The sequence below is a fragment of the Flavobacterium psychrophilum genome (assembly GCA_001708385.1).
Lineage (GTDB): Bacteria > Bacteroidota > Bacteroidia > Flavobacteriales > Flavobacteriaceae > Flavobacterium > Flavobacterium psychrophilum_A.
Window position 1 is genome coordinate 3,350,711 of record CP012388.1, and the last position, 16,722, is coordinate 3,367,432.

Consider the following 16,722-nt stretch of genomic DNA (forward strand, 5'->3'; position numbering starts at 1 on the left):
TAGGTTATCGATATGGCAAAATTTGAACTAAAATTACCCAAAATGGGTGAGAGTGTTGCAGAGGCAACAATAACAAATTGGTTAAAAAATGTTGGCGACCACATTGCTGCTGATGAGGCTGTATTGGAAATTGCAACAGATAAAGTAGATTCTGAGGTGCCGTCTGAAGTATCGGGTACGCTTACAGAGGTACTTTTCCAGGTTAATGACGTGGTTCAGGTTGGGCAGACTATAGCCTATATTGAAACTGAAGGCGGTGTTGTGGTAGATGCTCCGAAGGAAGAAACTACTGCTGCGAATGTTGAGGCTATAGAAAAAACTGTTGAAGCTGCTGCGGCAACTGTAGCTGCTCCTGTAGATTATTCTGAGTCAGAAAAATTCTATTCGCCACTGGTAAAAAACATCGCTAAAGAAGAAGGTATCTCTCTTGCAGAACTTGAAGCCATGAATGGTACAGGTAAAGAAGGCAGGGTTACTAAAAATGATATACTGGATTATATTAAAACGCGTGGAAGCCAGCCTGTACAAGCTACTCAGCCAGCTGCAGCTCCACAGGCAGTTCAGCAACCGGCAACTAATAACCAGCCAGCAGCTAAAGCGGCTCCGGTATCGGTTAACGGTGGTGATGAGATTGTTGAAATGGATCGTATGCGTAAACTAATCTCGGGTTACATGGTACAGTCGGTACAAACGTCGGCACATGTGCAGTCGTTTATAGAGGTTGATGTAACTAACATTGTAAAGTGGAGGGATAAAGTTAAAACTGCATTCGAGAAAAGAGAAGGTGAGAAACTTACTTTTACCCCGATATTTATGGAAGCTGTAGCCAAAGCGCTTAAAGACTTCCCGGGTATGAATATTTCTGTAGATGGTGATTATATCATTAAAAAGAAAAACATAAACCTTGGTATGGCAGCGGCATTGCCTAACGGAAACTTAATTGTTCCTGTTATTAAAAATGCAGATCAGCTAAACCTTGTTGGTATGGCAAAAGCAGTTAACGATCTTGGTAACCGTGCTAAAGCAGGCAAGCTTAAGCCGGACGATACACAAGGTGGCACGTATACTGTAACTAACGTTGGTACTTTTGGCAGCGTATTCGGCACACCTATAATCAACCAGCCGCAGGTGGGCATCCTTGCTCTTGGAGCAATCAGGAAAGTGCCTGCAGTTATCGAAACACCTGATGGAGATTTTATCGGAATCCGCCAGAAAATGTTCCTTTCGCACAGCTATGACCACCGTGTGGTAGATGGTGCCCTTGGAGGATCATTCGTTAAGCGTGTTGCAGAATACCTTGAAGCCTTTGATGCCAATAGGGATTACTAAAAACAAAACAACAAACATATATTTTTGGAAAGAGCCTCACATTGTGAGGCTCTTTTTTTATTCTTTTACTTTTTCTGTATAATGCTTTGCGGCATTTTCTATTCTTCGTTTTATTCGTGCCTGTAGATTTCGAGGTGATAAGACCTTTACACACTCACCAAAACCGAGTATTTCTTTTTCCAGTTCAAAATTCAATACTACATCAATACGTATAATGATACCATCTTCATTGTCGTTCAAAACCTGCTGCGAATGATGCAGGGGTTTGGTAATAACATAGGGAGCATTAACCTTATCAAACTGTAGTAATACTTTAATAGCCCTGTCGCGTTGCGATTTGGTAACACCTATCAGGTCATCAAAATAACGGTCAAAGTCTACGGCTTCATATTCAACGTAAGGCTCTTTGGTTAACGGCTGAAATTCTACCATCCTGTCAAGCGCCAATGTCATAATATATGGATTCTTTTTACGCATGGTAACCAGAAACCAGCGGTTACGGTGCTCTTTAAGCAGGTATGGGTAGTATATTTCTTTGGCGGGTTTTAATGCTTTAAACGACTGGTATTCTATCAGTAAAGGTGTTTTGTTGAGTATCGCCTGGTAGAGTGGATTGATATGCTCGATGCCTTTAAGCTGCTTATTATCATCAAACTGAATGTAATTCTTGGTCTTTTTAGCCGACTTATTTACATTGTTTTCTAGCTTGGCGATAAGCTCGCTCATTTCGTCAAAATAATTAAAGCCATTTAATTGTTTTAGTACACTCACTATCTCCTTCATTTTATCCATGTCGGTATCATTAATGGGCGATTTGGTTATACTGTAAGTGGCATCTTCGTATGTGTAAAAACGTTTGTCGGTAACTACAATAGGTGCGTTATAACCCAGGCTATCACTACGCATCACCTGAATGTCTGCCTGAATGGTACGTTTACTTACACCGCTGGTTATACCTTCATATTCGTAGAGCGCATCCGATACCTTTTCTATAATATCATCAAGCGTCCACTTTCTAAAGCGGTTCCTAAGGCATTCGTCTATGGTTTTGTAGCGCAGCAGCGCAAGCTTATTTGTAGCCATGATACGTATTTAGCATTATTTGATAATAAGTACCTGCCAAAAATAAGTAAAAATTGTCTCAGCTGCGCAGCGTATCTGCGTAGTGAGATTTAATTGTATTCATTTTTAAAATTTATTAATATTTAAGTTGTTGATATATAGATTGTTTTAAATTTTTCATAAACTTTTTTTTACTACGCATTTTCACTGCGTACATGTGCATGCATCTTTGCAATGTCAGGATGAGACAATAATTACTCTCCTGAACAACAAACAGATAATAACATATTAAGATTTGTATTATGAAATTCAATTTTTTAAACAGGCAAAACAATGTTACAGTAAATCATCAAGGTGCTAAGGCATACAAAATGACTCCGGAACTTGAATTATATTCTGCCGTGGTTACCACAGGATTGAATGATTCATTTTACGAATCGGGTAACGAAAGACTAGAAAAAATAAAAATGCTTATTGCTAAATGCGATGCAGAATTTGTGGCAAAGCTTGCCATATATGCAAGAACAGAAATGTATTTGCGATCTATACCAACGGTGCTTTCGGTTGAGTTAGCGAAACAGTCTAAAGGTACCGATACGGTAAGCAAAACCGTGAGCAATGTAATTCAGCGTGCCGATGAGATAACCGAGTTACTTTCTTATTATCAAATAGCTAATGGCAGGACGGAAGCTAAAAAATTAAACAGATTGTCTAAACAAGTACAAAAAGGTTTGGCTGTATCCTTTAACAGGTTTGATGAATACCAGTTTGCTAAATACAACCGTGCTACGGATGTGAAATTGAAGGATGCTTTGTTTTTGGTGCATCCAAAAGCAAAAGACGAAACGCAGCAGGAGATCTTTAATAAAATAGCCGCCGATACATTGGCGACACCTTACACGTGGGAAACTGAATTATCTGAATTGGGTAAAACAAAATTTATCAATGCGATAGATAAAAAAAGAGCTGTAGCCGCCAAATGGGGTGAGTTGATTGAGAGCAGGAAGGTTGGCTACATGGCGTTAATGAGAAACTTAAGAAACATTGTTGAAGCTGAGGTTTCGGCTAAACATATACAAATGGTGTGCGATTACATAGCGAACGAAAAAGCAGTTATGGGGTCTAAGCAATTGCCTTTCCGTTTTCTTTCGGCGTACAGGGAGATAAAAGCATTAAAATCGGGTTATACATCGGCAATATTAAATGCGCTTGAAGATGCTGTAATGCATAGCGCCAAAAATATAAAAGGTTTCGGTTATGATACATCGGTAGTAATTGCAGCAGACGTTTCGGGTTCTATGCAGCAGCCGGTATCGGTAAAAAGCAAAGTACAGTTGTATGATATAGGCTTAATGCTTGCTATGCTTATGCAGTCGCAGTGTAAAAATGTAGTTACAGGCATGTTTGGCGATAAATGGAAAATAGTAAACATGCCCCAACGAAACGTGCTTGCTAATGTATTGGAATTTTACCGTAGGGAGGGTGAAGTAGGTTATGCTACAAACGGTTACCTGGTGTTGGAAGACCTTATACAAAGAAAGCATAAAGCTGATAAAGTAATGTTGTTTACAGATGTGCAGATGTACGACACTAGTGGTGTATTTAACTCGTTTGAAAAATCGTGGATGCGATACAAAGCAATTGCGCCAAACGCCAAATTATATGTGTTTGACCTTGCGGGGCACGGAATGCAGCCTTTGGATATACGTAGAAATGATGTATATCTTATAGCGGGCTGGAGTGATAAGATATTTGATGTTTTATACGCTGTGGAAGATGCAGGCAATGCATTAACTAAGATAAACAGTATTGAATTATAAGATGAAGATTTTCTTTTGCGCCCTTCTTCATAGGGAGGAGGGCTTGAGGTAAGGATTTATAAAAACATAACAGGTGCCGTAGAGAAGGGTTACTTCGCACTTTATTGCCCGGGTCGCGGGTTCGATTCCCGCCATCTCCACAAATCAGTTAAATTGGGGATGTAGCTCAGTTGGTTAGAGCAGGAACCAGTCCCTTTTTGAATTTTGCCCTGTTACAATATAAAGTGGTGCTCCCGCAGCTACAGGACGTTGCGGGAGTTTATATAAAAATTAGTAAGTGCCGTTTAAGAAAGTTACTTCGTTGTGTCGTGGGTTCGATTCCCATCATTGACTGGGTTTAGGCAATGTAGCTCAGTTGGTAGAGCAAAACATTTTCTTTAGATGTTGCCTTACAATGTGGTGATTCTCCCGTGGCCGGAGGATGCTGCGGGAGATTATAAAAATAATATGTTCTTGTTTTCCCTCTTCCTAGGAGAGGGGTTGGAGATAAGGATAAAAAATATACCGGTAAGTGTCGTGTATAAGGGTTACTCCATTGGTCATTGCGGGTTCGAATCCCGTCACTTTATCCCGAAGATAGGAGTGTTCGGATCCCTTTTCGCTTGTTGCCTTACCAAATACAGGATGCCGTAGGAGTGGGATACTTCGTCACCATTAGGGGAGGAATAACGTAGTCGTTTTATATGGCAAGGTTATCCGGTTCGACTCCGGCCAGACACGCCCCGTTCCCAACCCGTTTTTTGCTCCTGTAAAAATATTGAGATGCCGTATTACAAAGCGTTACTTCGTTTGGTTGTTCGTCGGGTTCAATTCCCGAAAGTATAAAAGCGCTTGTTGCCATTGCTCTTAATGCTAAAAGAGTGCCGTTGTCTAGTGTTACTTCGTCCAAAGAAAAAACTCCACTTAACAGTTATTGCCTCTTTTTTAATATGTAATTAACCCTATTCAAAATAAAAACCAACTAACTTTAATTTTCAAACCATAGATATGGAAGCATTAATAAACGGAACCGATTTGCTATACGCCGGTTATAAAGAAACTGGAATATTAGGCCTTGCCTTAAAACTGGCTAACTCTAAATACCACGATCAGCCGAGGGAAGAAGTGCTGGCACTTTTTAAAAAAGTAAAAGACTACCCTGAGAATTTTTTGGACGATGAAGTATTAGAACCATTGGCATCGGCAATGATAGTAGAGGCCAATGCGCCAAAAGATGAAACGATACCATTAAAAGAAACTTCAGATTCTTATACTGTTTACGGTAAAGAACACATAGAAGAAGGTGCCAGGGCCCAGATGGATGTGGCAATGAAACTTCCTGTAACGGTAGCAGGTGCTTTAATGCCTGATGCCCACCAGGGATACGGCTTGCCGATAGGTGGGGTACTGGCTACCAGAAATGCTATTATACCTTATGGTGTAGGTGTAGATATTGGGTGCAGGATGGCATTGTCTATATACGATATACCGGAACATCATTTTTTACAGAATGAAGCCAAATACAAACGAGAGCTTATTGCGCATACCAAATTTGGCGCAGGCCACGGTTATCATGGACAGTACAAGACAAAACATGATGTGCTCGACAGGGATGAATTTAATATTGCACCCTTTATTAAAAAACTGCACGATAAAGCCTGGTCGCAATTAGGTACGTCGGGAGGAGGTAATCACTTTGTAGAATTTGGTATAATTGAATTTGAACAAAGAGATGAGGTGCTGAATATAGATAAAGGCCGTTATGTGGCATTGCTTACGCATTCGGGTTCGAGGGGGTTCGGGGCGACCATAGCGGGTCATTATACAAAACTGGCTAAAAGTATTACCAAACTTCCTAAAGAGGCTGCGAACCTGGCTTATTTAGATATGAATTCGCAGGAAGGGCAGGAGTACTGGATAGCTATGAACCTTGCAGGTGATTATGCTTCGGCCTGTCATCAGGTAATTCATGATAAAATGAAATCGGCTCTTGGTGCACAGATATTAGCTAAAGTAGAGAATCACCATAACTTTGCCTGGAAAGAAATACTTAACGGCGAGGAAGTGATAGTGCATAGAAAAGGTGCTACTCCAGCAGGTAAAGGTGTTATGGGAATTATTCCGGGAAGTATGACAGCACCGGGTTTTTTAGTGAGGGGTAAAGGAGAAGCAGATGCTATTAACTCTGCCTCGCATGGTGCCGGAAGGCAGATGAGCCGTACCCAGGCTATAAAAAGCATAACCAAAGCGGATATGCGCGAGATACTGAAAGATCATGGTGTAACTCTTATCGGTGCCGGTAGGGACGAAGCCCCGATGGCCTATAAAAATATTGATGCTGTAATGGCATCGCAAATCGAACTGGTAGATGTTGTGGCTAAATTTACACCTAAGTTGGTGCGTATGGCAGACGACGGAAGCAGGGAAGATTAATTTGAATTGAAAAGTAAGCCGGAAATTCTACGGCTTTTTTATATGTTGCTGTATGTTTATATTTGTAATTCAATCTTCACTCATGAAAATCATTCCTTTCCTATCTATTATAAGTCTCATTGCTTTATCGGTGTTTTCACCGAAAGGTATGTATTTCCGCGAAGGCGTAACAATCACAGTTCAGGATACTTTAAGAGAATGGGCTGAAGTGAATTTTGAAATACAGGGCATTCAGAATAAGATGGCTTATGCCGATACGGCTAATTTTATGCACCAAAAGATCTATCCTTGTGCACGTTGTTTACTTCGTCCCGAAGTTGCTGATGCCCTGGAAGAAGCGAATCAGATAGCGAAAGATAAAGGCTATGCGTTGGTTATATATGATTGTTATCGCCCGTACGGGTACCAAAAGGTTATGTATGATATTGTTAAAGATCCACGTTATGTGGCGCCACCTGGAAAAGGATCGAATCATAACCGCGGCCAGGCTATAGATTTATCGTTGGCAGATGAAAACGGTAATTTGCTGGATATGGGTACGCCCTTTGACGATTTTACAGCGAAGTCGCATTATGACGCTGAAGGACTTTCGCGCGAAGCAAGACGCAACAGAAAAGTGTTGCGAAACATTATGAAAAGAGCTGGTTTTACACCATACAATAACGAATGGTGGCATTTTGATTACAAAAAACAACATTATGACACAGCCGATTTTAGGTGGGATTGTAAATAATATACCTGTTCTGTTAAAAAATAAAGCATTCGGGATTTGCCTGATATTTTAAGATGAAATCTTATTTTATAAAATAAACTCAAACTATATTTGTAATTATACAATTTCATTATGGAACTTAAGCTGCATAAACCTATTTGCTTTTTTGACCTTGAAACTACAGGTACAGATATATCGAGAGACCGAATTGTAGAGATCTCTATACTAAAGGTTTATCCTAATGGCAATAAAGAAAGCTGTACATGGCTGGTTAACCCCGAAAGACCTATACCACCTGCAACTACTGCTTTTCACGGTATTACCGATGATAAAGTGGTAAACGAGCCTACATTCAAAGAGCTTTCGCATACAATTTATAACATGATCAAAGATTCAGATCTTGGAGGGTATAACTCTGACAGGTTTGATATTCCGCTATTGGCTGAAGAGCTGCTTCGTGCAGGTGTTGACTTTGATATGAAAAACAGGGTGTCGGTAGATGTGCAGACTATCTTCCATAAAAAAGAAGAACGTACATTAAGTGCTGCGTATAAGTTTTACTGTGGTAAAACCCTGGATAATGCCCACACAGCAGAAGCGGATACTAACGCTACTTACGAAATTTTAAAATCGCAGCTGGAGCGTTACGACGATCTTGAGAACGACATGAAGCTGCTTTCTGAATATACTACCCGTAAAAAAACGGTAGATTTTGCAGGATTTATTGTCCTGGATCCTGACGGAGAGGAAATTTTTACATTTGGTAAACACAAAGGTGCCAAGGTAGAAAAAGTACTGGAGCAGGAACCCGGATATTTTGGATGGATTCAGAATGCTGATTTTCCGTTGTACACTAAGAAAGTGCTAACGGCAATCAAACTAAGAAAATTAAATAATAAATTGGCTTAAATACTAATTGCCCCTTACTATGAAGATAATCTGCATTGGCAGGAATTATGTTAAGCACATTGAAGAACTGCAAAACGAAAGGCCTGATGAGCCTGTTATTTTCTTAAAGCCGGATACGGCTGTTGTGCAAAAGCAATTTCCATTTGTAATTCCTGAGTTTACTAACGATGTACATCATGAAGTTGAGGTGCTGGTTAAAATAAACAAGGTAGGTAAATATATAGATGCCAAATTTGCCCATAAATATTACGACGAGATTGGTTTGGGTATAGATTTTACGGCTCGCGACCTTCAGGCAAAACTGAAGGAAAAAGGTCTGCCGTGGGAAAAAGCTAAAGCATTTGACGGTTCGGCTGTTGTTGGCGACTTTGTGTCTAAGACAGAATTTCCCGACCTTAACAATATTAATTTTGAGCTTACCAGTAATAGTACGGTGGTTCAGTCAGGAAATACACAGCACATGTTGTGGAAGATTGACGAAATTATAGCTTATGTGTCGCAATATTTTACATTGCGTACTGGCGACATCATTTTTACAGGTACTCCGGAAGGGGTTGCGAAAGTTAGCCCTGAAGATGTGCTGGAAGGATTTATTGAAGGAAAGAAACTATTCAGGATACAGGTAAAATAATGGCGTTATACTACAACCTATCTAAAGTATATGCAATCTCTGACAATGATGTTGAGTTTGCTAAGCAGATTGTTTCTCTCTTTTTGGAAGAAGTGCCTGCCGAGATGAAAAATATTAAACATGGCCTTAAAGATAAAGACCACAATAAAGTATACCATGCAGCCCATAAAATTAAGCCTACGCTTGATTTACTGGGTATGACGTTGGCGTATGACGATGTTGTGGCTGTGGAAACCTGGAGCCGCGCCGAAGGTAAAAAGAAGGAAATTAAGGATATTGTAAAAAGCCTTAAAGAATATATAAGCAAGACGGTTAAGGAACTTAAAAAAGATTACGACCTTTAGATAATGAAAGCAGCGGTTGTTACCATAGGCGATGAGATACTAATTGGCCAGATAACGGATACAAATACCGGTTATATAGCTAAGGCACTGGACAAGATAGGTATTGGCGTGCATGAAACACGATCTATTAGTGATGAAAGGCAGCATATCCTGGAGACGCTGGCTTATTTTCAGAATAGGGTAGATGTTGTAATTGTAACAGGCGGCCTTGGGCCAACTAAGGATGATGTTACAAAAGTGGCGTTCTGCGAATATTTTGATGATCATCTTGTGCGTGACGAAGCAATAGAAGCTCATGTGATTGAGCTTATAGAGAAGGCAATGAAAAGGCCGGCATCGCAAATGAATAAAGATCAGGCGCTGGTGCCTTCTAAAGCAAAAGTACTGCACAATGCGGTAGGTACTGCGCCCGGCATGTGGATGGAGCGCGGTGATACGGCGTTTATTTCGTTACCGGGAGTGCCGTATGAAATGAAATACCTTGTAGATAACGAGATCATTCCGCAATTTGTAGAAAAATACGAAAGGCCGTATATACTTCATAAAACGATAATTACGCACGGACAAGGGGAGAGCCTTGTTGCCGAACGTATAGAAGACTGGGAGAACAATCTCCCTGCATTCATAAAACTGGCTTACCTACCCAATCCGGGCCGTGTAAGGCTTCGCCTGAGTGCCAGGGGAGAAGATGAGCAGTTTCTTAAAGATACCATTGATGTCGAAGCACTTAAACTTAAGGATATTATTGGCGACATTATTGTTGGCTTTGATGAAGATGAAACGATTGAGGTTGTTTTAGGTAGGTTATTAAAGCAAAAGGGTAAAACCCTTGCTGCGGCAGAAAGCTGTACAGGGGGTAAAATTGCACAGATGATAACATCTGTAGCGGGATCTTCGGCCTATTTTAAAGGTAGTGCAGTTACGTATGCTACAGATGCAAAAGTAAATATACTTAAGGTAGAACAGCAGTTAATAGATGTTTTTAGTGTAGTTAGTGCACAGGTTGCCGAAAATATGGCACTAAGGGCAAAGACCATTTTTGGGTCGGATTATGCGGTTTCTACTACAGGAAATGCAGGGCCGCTTAAAGGTGATTCTGCGGTTGAGGTTGGTACCGTTTATATAGGTGTTGCAACCCCAAAAGGGGTGTTTAGCGAAAAGTTAGATCTGGGTCAGCCCCGTGAAAAGGTTATCGAGAGGGCTGCTAATAAGGCTCTTGAGAAAATTTATCAGGAAATTTTAAAAAACTAATTAATTAAGTTTGTGTAATAGTTTTATTTTTCTTTTCTTTGCACCCTGATTTTGAATAACGATATAAAAGCGAGAAATAATGTCAAGAGTTTGTGCCCTTACCGGTAAAAGAGCGATGGTTGGAAATAATGTTTCCCACGCAATGAACAAAACTAAAAGGAAGTTTAGTGTAAACTTAGTGAAGAAGCGTTTTTATCTTCCTGAAGAAGATAGGTGGATCACACTTAGAGTAGCCGCTTCTACTATCAAGACAATTAACAAAAACGGTATTGCAGCAGTTTTGAAAGAAGCTAAAGCTAACGGATTTATTAAATAATAAGTCTTACCAATAAATATATAGCAAGATGGCAAAGAAAGGTAATAGAATCCAGGTGATTTTAGAGTGTACTGAGCATAAAGCTTCTGGTGTTGCAGGAACTTCAAGGTACATTACTACTAAAAACAAAAAGAACACTCCGGACAGACTTGAGATTAAAAAATTTAATCCGGTTCTTAAAAGAGTGACTGTACATAAAGAAATTAAATAATCATTAGTCATGGCAAAGAAAACCGTAGCATCGTTACAGACATCTTCAAAAAGGTTAACTAAAGCTATCAAGATGGTAAAATCTCCAAAATCTGGAGCTTATACTTTCGTTGAAAGCGTTATGGCTCCTGAAGAAGTAGATGGATTTCTTAAGAAGAAATAATATCTACCATAATATATAGAAAAGCTACTTTCGGTTTACGGAAGTAGCTTTTTTATTTTCTATATTTACATGGGAAAAAATTACAACTGTTACTATGAATTTTTTTAAAAAAATATTTTCTTCAGAAAAGAAAGAAACCCTGGATAAGGGACTTGAAAAAACAAAGACATCATTCTTTTCTAAACTTTCAAAGGCGGTAGCCGGAAAATCTAAAGTAGATGATGAGGTTCTTGATAACCTTGAAGAAATACTTGTATCATCAGATGTTGGTGTAAATACTACACTTAAAATTATTCAGCGTATTGAAGCCCGTGTGGCGAACGATAAATACCTGGGTACCGATGAGCTTAACCAGATTTTAAGGGACGAAATTGCCGGGTTACTATCTGAAACCAACAGCGGCGATGCTTCTGACTTTGAAGTTCCGGCGAACAAAAAACCTTACGTACTTATGGTAGTAGGTGTTAATGGTGTTGGTAAAACTACAACTATTGGCAAGCTTGCATATCAGTTTAAAAAAGCCGGACACAATGTGGTACTTGGTGCTGCCGATACCTTTAGGGCTGCGGCGATTGACCAGCTTCAGGTTTGGGCAGACAGGGTAGGTGTGCCTATTGTAAGACAGCAAATGGGTAGCGACCCTGCATCTGTCGCATTTGATACCTTACAGAGTGCTGTAAGTCAGAATGCCGATGTAGTTATTATAGATACTGCCGGACGTCTTCATAATAAGGTTAATCTTATGAATGAACTTACCAAAGTAAAAAGGGTAATGCAGAAAGTGATAGACGACGCTCCTCACGATGTGTTACTTGTTCTTGATGGATCTACCGGGCAAAATGCTTTTGAGCAGGCTAAGCAGTTTACAGCAGCTACAGAGGTATCATGCCTGGCGGTTACTAAACTTGATGGTACTGCTAAAGGTGGTGTGGTAATAGGTATTTCAGACCAGTTCCAGATACCTGTAAAATACATTGGCGTAGGTGAAGGTATTGAAGATCTTCAGGTATTTAACAAATATGAATTTGTAGACTCTTTCTTTAAGTAAAGCTCTTTATTTTATAATTGAAAGCCATGCATTGCGTGGCTTTTTTTGTAAGTAAAATTTAGATTTGATTAGTAAGGATATTTCTATATTTGTTTCAAATTAATCAAACCAAATTTATGAGATTTTTTAGTGTATTATCGCTGCTCCTTTTGACGATGCAGTCTTTCGCGCAGGATGTAAAAGGGTATTATATTACTTATGACGGAAATAAAGTAGATGGGTATTTTAAACAAGGAGACTTCAATGATATATCTTCTCTGGAGTTTAAGCGATCTTCTAAATCGGGTTATATTAAAATGTCTGCTGATGCTATAAAGGAATACGGTGTTGGTAATGAATTTAAATTCGAAAAGCATCTTGTTCAGGTTGATGTTTCTCTATCAAATACAAAAGACAAAAATCCTCAAATGAAAGCTGAAACACTTTTTTTGAGTGTTGTAATTACAGGTAAAACAAGTCTTTATTCTTATACGAAAGATTATAACACCAAGTTTTTTATCAAGACCAAAGACAATCCAGAACCTGAACAGCTGATCTATAAAAAGTACTTACTAGATAACGGTGCCGTAGGCGATAATACTATGTTCAGACAACAATTATATACGCTTGTAAACTGTAAGGCGAATTCTGCAGACTACTTCGCTAATGTTGTATATTACAGAAAACAGCTTTCTGATATTGTAAAAGAAAATAATATCTGTCAGGGTGGTGTTGCCGAAGAGTTTTTTAATGGTACACATAAAGAGTCAGAGTTTCATTATAGTGCATTTGCAGGACTTTATAATCAGAAATTTGGACTTAATAATGAAACTCCTGAAGTTGGTGAAAATACTAAACTAACGTATAGCGTAGGAGCGGAAGCTATGTATACCTTTCCTTCCGAAAAGGCTTCGTTATTTTTCAGGGTCGAGTATGAAAGCATTTCAAACACCATTAATGCTGTCAATGCCCAAAGTTTTAATGTTGTAAATAGTAAATATGAAATTGATGGTGCAGCACTTAATTTCTTTTTTGGGCCACGGTATAATTTTGTGACACTTGACAGGCATAAAGTTTTTGCAGATGTAGGATTTGGTATAAGTATACCAATGGCAGACATTAATAAAAAAGTTGTTATTTCTAACGGTACCGGTACTAATTATGATGGAGAAAGCGAAACAGTAAAATTAGGGGCTGCATTTTGTGTAGGTGCAGGTGTGGGTTATGTTTACAATAAAACATACGGCATAGCACTGCGTTATGAAACGAACAGGGATTATCTTGATGATGCATTAACACCTTATAAGACCCAGATTAGTAGGCTTGGAATTAATTTAAGCTACTACTTTAACTAATAAAATGCAGTGACTAATAATCACTGCATTTGTTTTTTAATGAGTTATGAATGCATTATAATGGCTATTGAAATTAGGAGTTAGTTTGTCGCTTTATTATAAAATTGGCACAGTTTTAATGCCTAAATTTGCAATTGGAATTAACCTTTATAGTATGAAGCATATTGAAGTTTTGTTTTTTGTATTGTTTTTCGCCCTGTCTTGCGGACATAGTGTTTCTGACGAAGATCTTCCTAAGTTGAATGGTTACTGGGAGATTGAAGAAGCCGTTATGGCTGACGGGACTAAAAAAGAATACAAAGTAAACCCAACTATTGACTATTTCGAACTAAAAAGAAATGAAGGGTTTCGAAAAAAAGTAATGCCCCAGTTTGACGGTACCTACAGGGTAAACGACCTTTCTGAAAAAATTGCAGTCGTTAAGAAAGAAGGCAAAATATATCTTAGTTATACGACAGAGTACGCCAAATGGCAAGAAGAGGTTTTAGAGCTTGATGATAAAGAACTGGTTGTAAAAAACCAGCATGATATAGAGTATCATTATAAAAAACCACAACCTTTCAGTATCAAATAAAAAATGGCGAAACGATTTAATGAAGAGCAGCCAATAGGCGATGTGCTTAAACAGTTTATGCAGGCAAACCGCCTTCAGGAAGGTATGGATAAACTAGACGTGCGCGAGGCATGGAAAAACCTAATGGGTAATGGTGTAAACAACTACACTCGCGAAATTATGCTAAGAAACAATACGCTGTATGTAGAGTTAACATCTTCGGTATTGCGCGAAGAGCTTACTCTTGGGAAAGCTAAGATAATAGCCATGATAAATGATGAACTAAAACGCGAAGTTGTAAAAAACATAGTGTTACGATAATAAAAAAGCCGCTGTTTCAGCGGCTTTTCTTATAATATTGGGTTCCTGATTAGAACTGCTCTCTTCCTGCAAAATGGAAAGCACCTTCAATAGCTGCATTCTCATCACTGTCAGAACCGTGAACTGCGTTCTCACCAATTGATTTAGCATATTTTTTACGGATTGTACCTTCAGCTGCATCAGCAGGGTTAGTAGCTCCGATTAGAGTTCTGAATTCTTCAACTGCATTTTCTTTTTCAAGGATTGCAGCTACGATAGGGCCTCTTGACATAAATTCTACAAGTTCTCCGTAGAAAGGTCTTGCGCTGTGCACAGCGTAAAATGCCTGAGCGTCAGCTACAGTAAGTTGAGTAAGTTTTAGTGATACGATTTTGAAACCTGCATCAGCTATCATTGCTAAAATACCACCGATATGCCCGTTTTCAACTGCATCCGGTTTAATCATTGTGAAAGTCCTGTTTGTTGCCATTGTCTTTTTTAAATTTGGTGCAAAAGTAGTAGATTTTAGCTAATAACGATAACTTTTAAGGTTTCTTTATCGGATTTTTAGGGGTACAATATAAATACTGTAGTCGTTGGTCTAGTGTATGCTATCCCTTGTCTTAATATTTATAGTATAATTACATTGAATTTATGCTCCAACGGTTCTAGCTGCCTGAATAATTCGGCCAATAATTTACCGTCAAACTCTAGGTAGAATTCAGAAAAATTGGCTTTACGTTCCTGTAAGCTTAATCCGGGGAAAAGCTCATTCTGAATTTGTGTTATACGTTCCAACTGTTCGGTATGGCTGCGTTTCTCCGCTTTTAGGAGTCTTTTCTCTAAATTTTCAAGGCCTTTAAGCTGTTTTAATTCCTGTGCTTTTACGGCACCTGTAAATGAAGCGTCTGTTTTTACGGCTATAGCATTTAGGTTTTCAAACTGTTTCTTTAGAAACTCTTTTTGCTCAGAAAAATCAAGCTTAAATTCAGAGAAGGATTGTATTTTTTTATTTAGCAGGTACTGTTGTTTCGAAAACATATCAGTCCATGTAAGTCCGAGTTTGTCAAGTTTATCGGCCTGCTTTTGTGTGGCGATCAATACCGAGTTACGCAGCAATAATATAGGGAAAGTTACATTCGCAGCATTAAAATGCGATTTTAGTTCCAGCCAGTAGGCCAATTCGCCCCCTCCGCCAATATAGCAAAGGTTAGGAAGTATAACTTCCTGGTATAGCGGACGCATAATTACATTGGGACTGAATTTTTCCGGATTTGATTCCAGCAGTGCTAAAATTTCAGACTGTGAAAATTTCAGTTCGGTGTTATTAACGTAGTAAATCCCTTCCTGAAGAATGATACGTTCCCTTATAGTATCTTCTATATAGAACAGGTTTATATCCCTCGGATTAACCTGAACGTTATATTCTTTTAACAGGGTTGCGGTTTCGGCTACTTTCTGGTGCGATGTCTGATGTAATAATTCCTCTTTTACATGAGGTGCAAAAATTGATTTAAGCTGAGCATCATCTGCATCAATAATCACAAGACCTTCTGTTCCGAAAATCTCGTTTGCAAGGTAGCGGGTAGCATCTGCAAGATTGTTATGATTAAGGTAGGCTTTTTCGAAAAGATCTTTAAGCCATGCAGCATTAGCACCTGGGCCAAGTTCTTTAGCAAAAACACCAAGTACCGCCTCGAGCCCTTCGGTAGATAGTCGTCCTACAGGGCCGGTGCTTTCGCGTGGCCATTTTATTTTTTTATTGCGAAAAGTAAAATAATTTATCTCTTCAAAATCGTGGTCTTCCGTGGCCATCCAATAAACAGGTATAAAATCCTGACCTGGATAAGCATCTTTTAATTCCCTGCTTAGGTTAATAGCAGAAACGATCTTGTACAAAAAGTAAAGCGGACCCGTAAATAAATTTAGCTGATGGCCGGTAGTTACAGTAAAGGTTTCAGGCTCTGCAAGCAGTTTAATATTCTGCTGGGTATATGCCGATGTATTAATGTTTTTATATTGCTTTGTAAGCACACTTACTAAGGTGTCCCGATACTGCGGATTGTAATTTTCGCGCTTTTCATCCATCTGTAGTTTAAAGTTGTCTACAGTTGGAAATCGATGGTACAGTGGCTTCAGCGTATCTTTCTGGTTAAGGTAGTCGTTTATAAGCGGGGTAAAATATCCTGAACTCTGGAAGCTGATACAGTCTGATGGCATTGCAATATGAATTTTGCTGTAAAATTACGGAAAAAAGCGGTTGAATGTCATTTTTAATGACATATGAAATACATCAGATGGTTTAGTGTGTTATGTTTTGTGTATCAG

18 protein-coding genes are annotated in these 16,722 nt (G+C 39.0%); 15 read left to right on the forward strand and 3 right to left on the reverse strand.

Annotated elements, in window-relative coordinates; genetic code table 11:
* Window positions 1-12 precede the first annotated feature (12 nt).
* Entirely contained in the window at window positions 13-1,329 is a 1,317-nt protein-coding gene (locus ALW18_14800; GenBank protein ID AOE53672.1) for a diapophytoene dehydrogenase, read from the forward strand.
* Between the two features lie 57 nt (window positions 1,330-1,386).
* Here ALW18_14800 and ALW18_14805 read toward each other — a convergent pair whose 3' ends face one another.
* Entirely contained in the window at window positions 1,387-2,412 is a 1,026-nt protein-coding gene (locus ALW18_14805; GenBank protein AOE53673.1) for a transcriptional regulator, read from the reverse strand.
* A gap of 281 nt (window positions 2,413-2,693) precedes the next feature.
* Between ALW18_14805 and ALW18_14810 the strand changes: the two genes are divergently transcribed.
* The 14 genes from ALW18_14810 (at window position 2,694) to ALW18_14875 (ending at window position 14,415) form a co-directional block, all read left to right on the forward strand.
* The gene (locus ALW18_14810) at window positions 2,694-4,211 is read left to right on the forward strand and encodes a ribonucleoprotein (protein ID AOE53674.1); all 1,518 of its coding nucleotides are present in this window, start codon (window positions 2,694-2,696) and stop codon (window positions 4,209-4,211) included.
* A gap of 987 nt (window positions 4,212-5,198) precedes the next feature.
* The gene (locus ALW18_14815) at window positions 5,199-6,623 is read left to right on the forward strand and encodes an RNA 2',3'-cyclic phosphate--5'-hydroxyl ligase (protein AOE53675.1); all 1,425 of its coding nucleotides are present in this window, start codon (window positions 5,199-5,201) and stop codon (window positions 6,621-6,623) included.
* Window positions 6,624-6,705: 82 nt separating this feature from the next.
* Window positions 6,706-7,356, forward strand: a complete 651-nt coding sequence (locus tag ALW18_14820) for a hypothetical protein (protein ID AOE53676.1) — start codon at window positions 6,706-6,708, stop codon at window positions 7,354-7,356.
* A 111-nt stretch (window positions 7,357-7,467) separates the two neighbouring features.
* On the forward strand, window positions 7,468-8,244 hold the full coding sequence (locus ALW18_14825) for a DNA polymerase III subunit epsilon (GenBank protein AOE53677.1): 777 nt from the start codon (window positions 7,468-7,470) through the stop codon (window positions 8,242-8,244).
* Window positions 8,245-8,263: 19 nt separating this feature from the next.
* Window positions 8,264-8,875 (forward strand): 2-hydroxyhepta-2,4-diene-1,7-dioate isomerase, encoded by a 612-nt coding sequence (locus ALW18_14830; GenBank protein ID AOE53678.1) that lies wholly within the window; start codon window positions 8,264-8,266, stop codon window positions 8,873-8,875.
* Complete coding sequence (locus ALW18_14835) at window positions 8,875-9,219, forward strand: histidine kinase (GenBank protein ID AOE53679.1); 345 nt, start codon at window positions 8,875-8,877, stop codon at window positions 9,217-9,219. The genes ALW18_14830 and ALW18_14835 overlap by 1 nt, the downstream gene beginning before the upstream one ends.
* A gap of 3 nt (window positions 9,220-9,222) precedes the next feature.
* Complete coding sequence (locus ALW18_14840; GenBank protein AOE53680.1) at window positions 9,223-10,470, forward strand: damage-inducible protein CinA; 1,248 nt, start codon at window positions 9,223-9,225, stop codon at window positions 10,468-10,470.
* Window positions 10,471-10,549: 79 nt separating this feature from the next.
* Entirely contained in the window at window positions 10,550-10,786 is a 237-nt protein-coding gene (locus ALW18_14845; GenBank protein AOE53681.1) for a 50S ribosomal protein L28, read from the forward strand.
* Window positions 10,787-10,814: 28 nt separating this feature from the next.
* The gene (locus tag ALW18_14850) at window positions 10,815-10,997 is read left to right on the forward strand and encodes a 50S ribosomal protein L33 (protein AOE53682.1); all 183 of its coding nucleotides are present in this window, start codon (window positions 10,815-10,817) and stop codon (window positions 10,995-10,997) included.
* A 9-nt stretch (window positions 10,998-11,006) separates the two neighbouring features.
* The gene (locus tag ALW18_14855; protein ID AOE53683.1) at window positions 11,007-11,159 is read left to right on the forward strand and encodes a hypothetical protein; all 153 of its coding nucleotides are present in this window, start codon (window positions 11,007-11,009) and stop codon (window positions 11,157-11,159) included.
* A gap of 94 nt (window positions 11,160-11,253) precedes the next feature.
* Window positions 11,254-12,207 (forward strand): cell division protein FtsY, encoded by a 954-nt coding sequence (locus ALW18_14860; GenBank protein ID AOE53684.1) that lies wholly within the window; start codon window positions 11,254-11,256, stop codon window positions 12,205-12,207.
* Window positions 12,208-12,362: 155 nt separating this feature from the next.
* Window positions 12,363-13,541 carry a hypothetical protein gene (locus tag ALW18_14865; GenBank protein AOE53685.1) on the forward strand — a complete coding sequence of 393 codons (1,179 nt, stop codon included), beginning with the start codon at window positions 12,363-12,365 and terminating at the stop codon, window positions 13,539-13,541.
* Window positions 13,542-13,695: 154 nt separating this feature from the next.
* On the forward strand, window positions 13,696-14,115 hold the full coding sequence (locus ALW18_14870; GenBank protein AOE54436.1) for a hypothetical protein: 420 nt from the start codon (window positions 13,696-13,698) through the stop codon (window positions 14,113-14,115).
* Between the two features lie 3 nt (window positions 14,116-14,118).
* On the forward strand, window positions 14,119-14,415 hold the full coding sequence (locus tag ALW18_14875) for an RNA-binding protein (protein AOE53686.1): 297 nt from the start codon (window positions 14,119-14,121) through the stop codon (window positions 14,413-14,415).
* Window positions 14,416-14,464: 49 nt separating this feature from the next.
* Here the strand turns inward: ALW18_14875 and ALW18_14880 are convergent, their stop codons facing one another.
* Together ALW18_14880 and ALW18_14885 are read right to left on the reverse strand one after the other, a co-directional pair.
* The gene (locus ALW18_14880; GenBank protein ID AOE53687.1) at window positions 14,465-14,884 is read right to left on the reverse strand and encodes a nucleoside diphosphate kinase; all 420 of its coding nucleotides are present in this window, start codon (window positions 14,882-14,884) and stop codon (window positions 14,465-14,467) included.
* Between the two features lie 140 nt (window positions 14,885-15,024).
* The gene (locus tag ALW18_14885) at window positions 15,025-16,614 is read right to left on the reverse strand and encodes a hypothetical protein (protein ID AOE53688.1); all 1,590 of its coding nucleotides are present in this window, start codon (window positions 16,612-16,614) and stop codon (window positions 15,025-15,027) included.
* Between the last annotated feature and the right edge of the window lie 108 nt (window positions 16,615-16,722).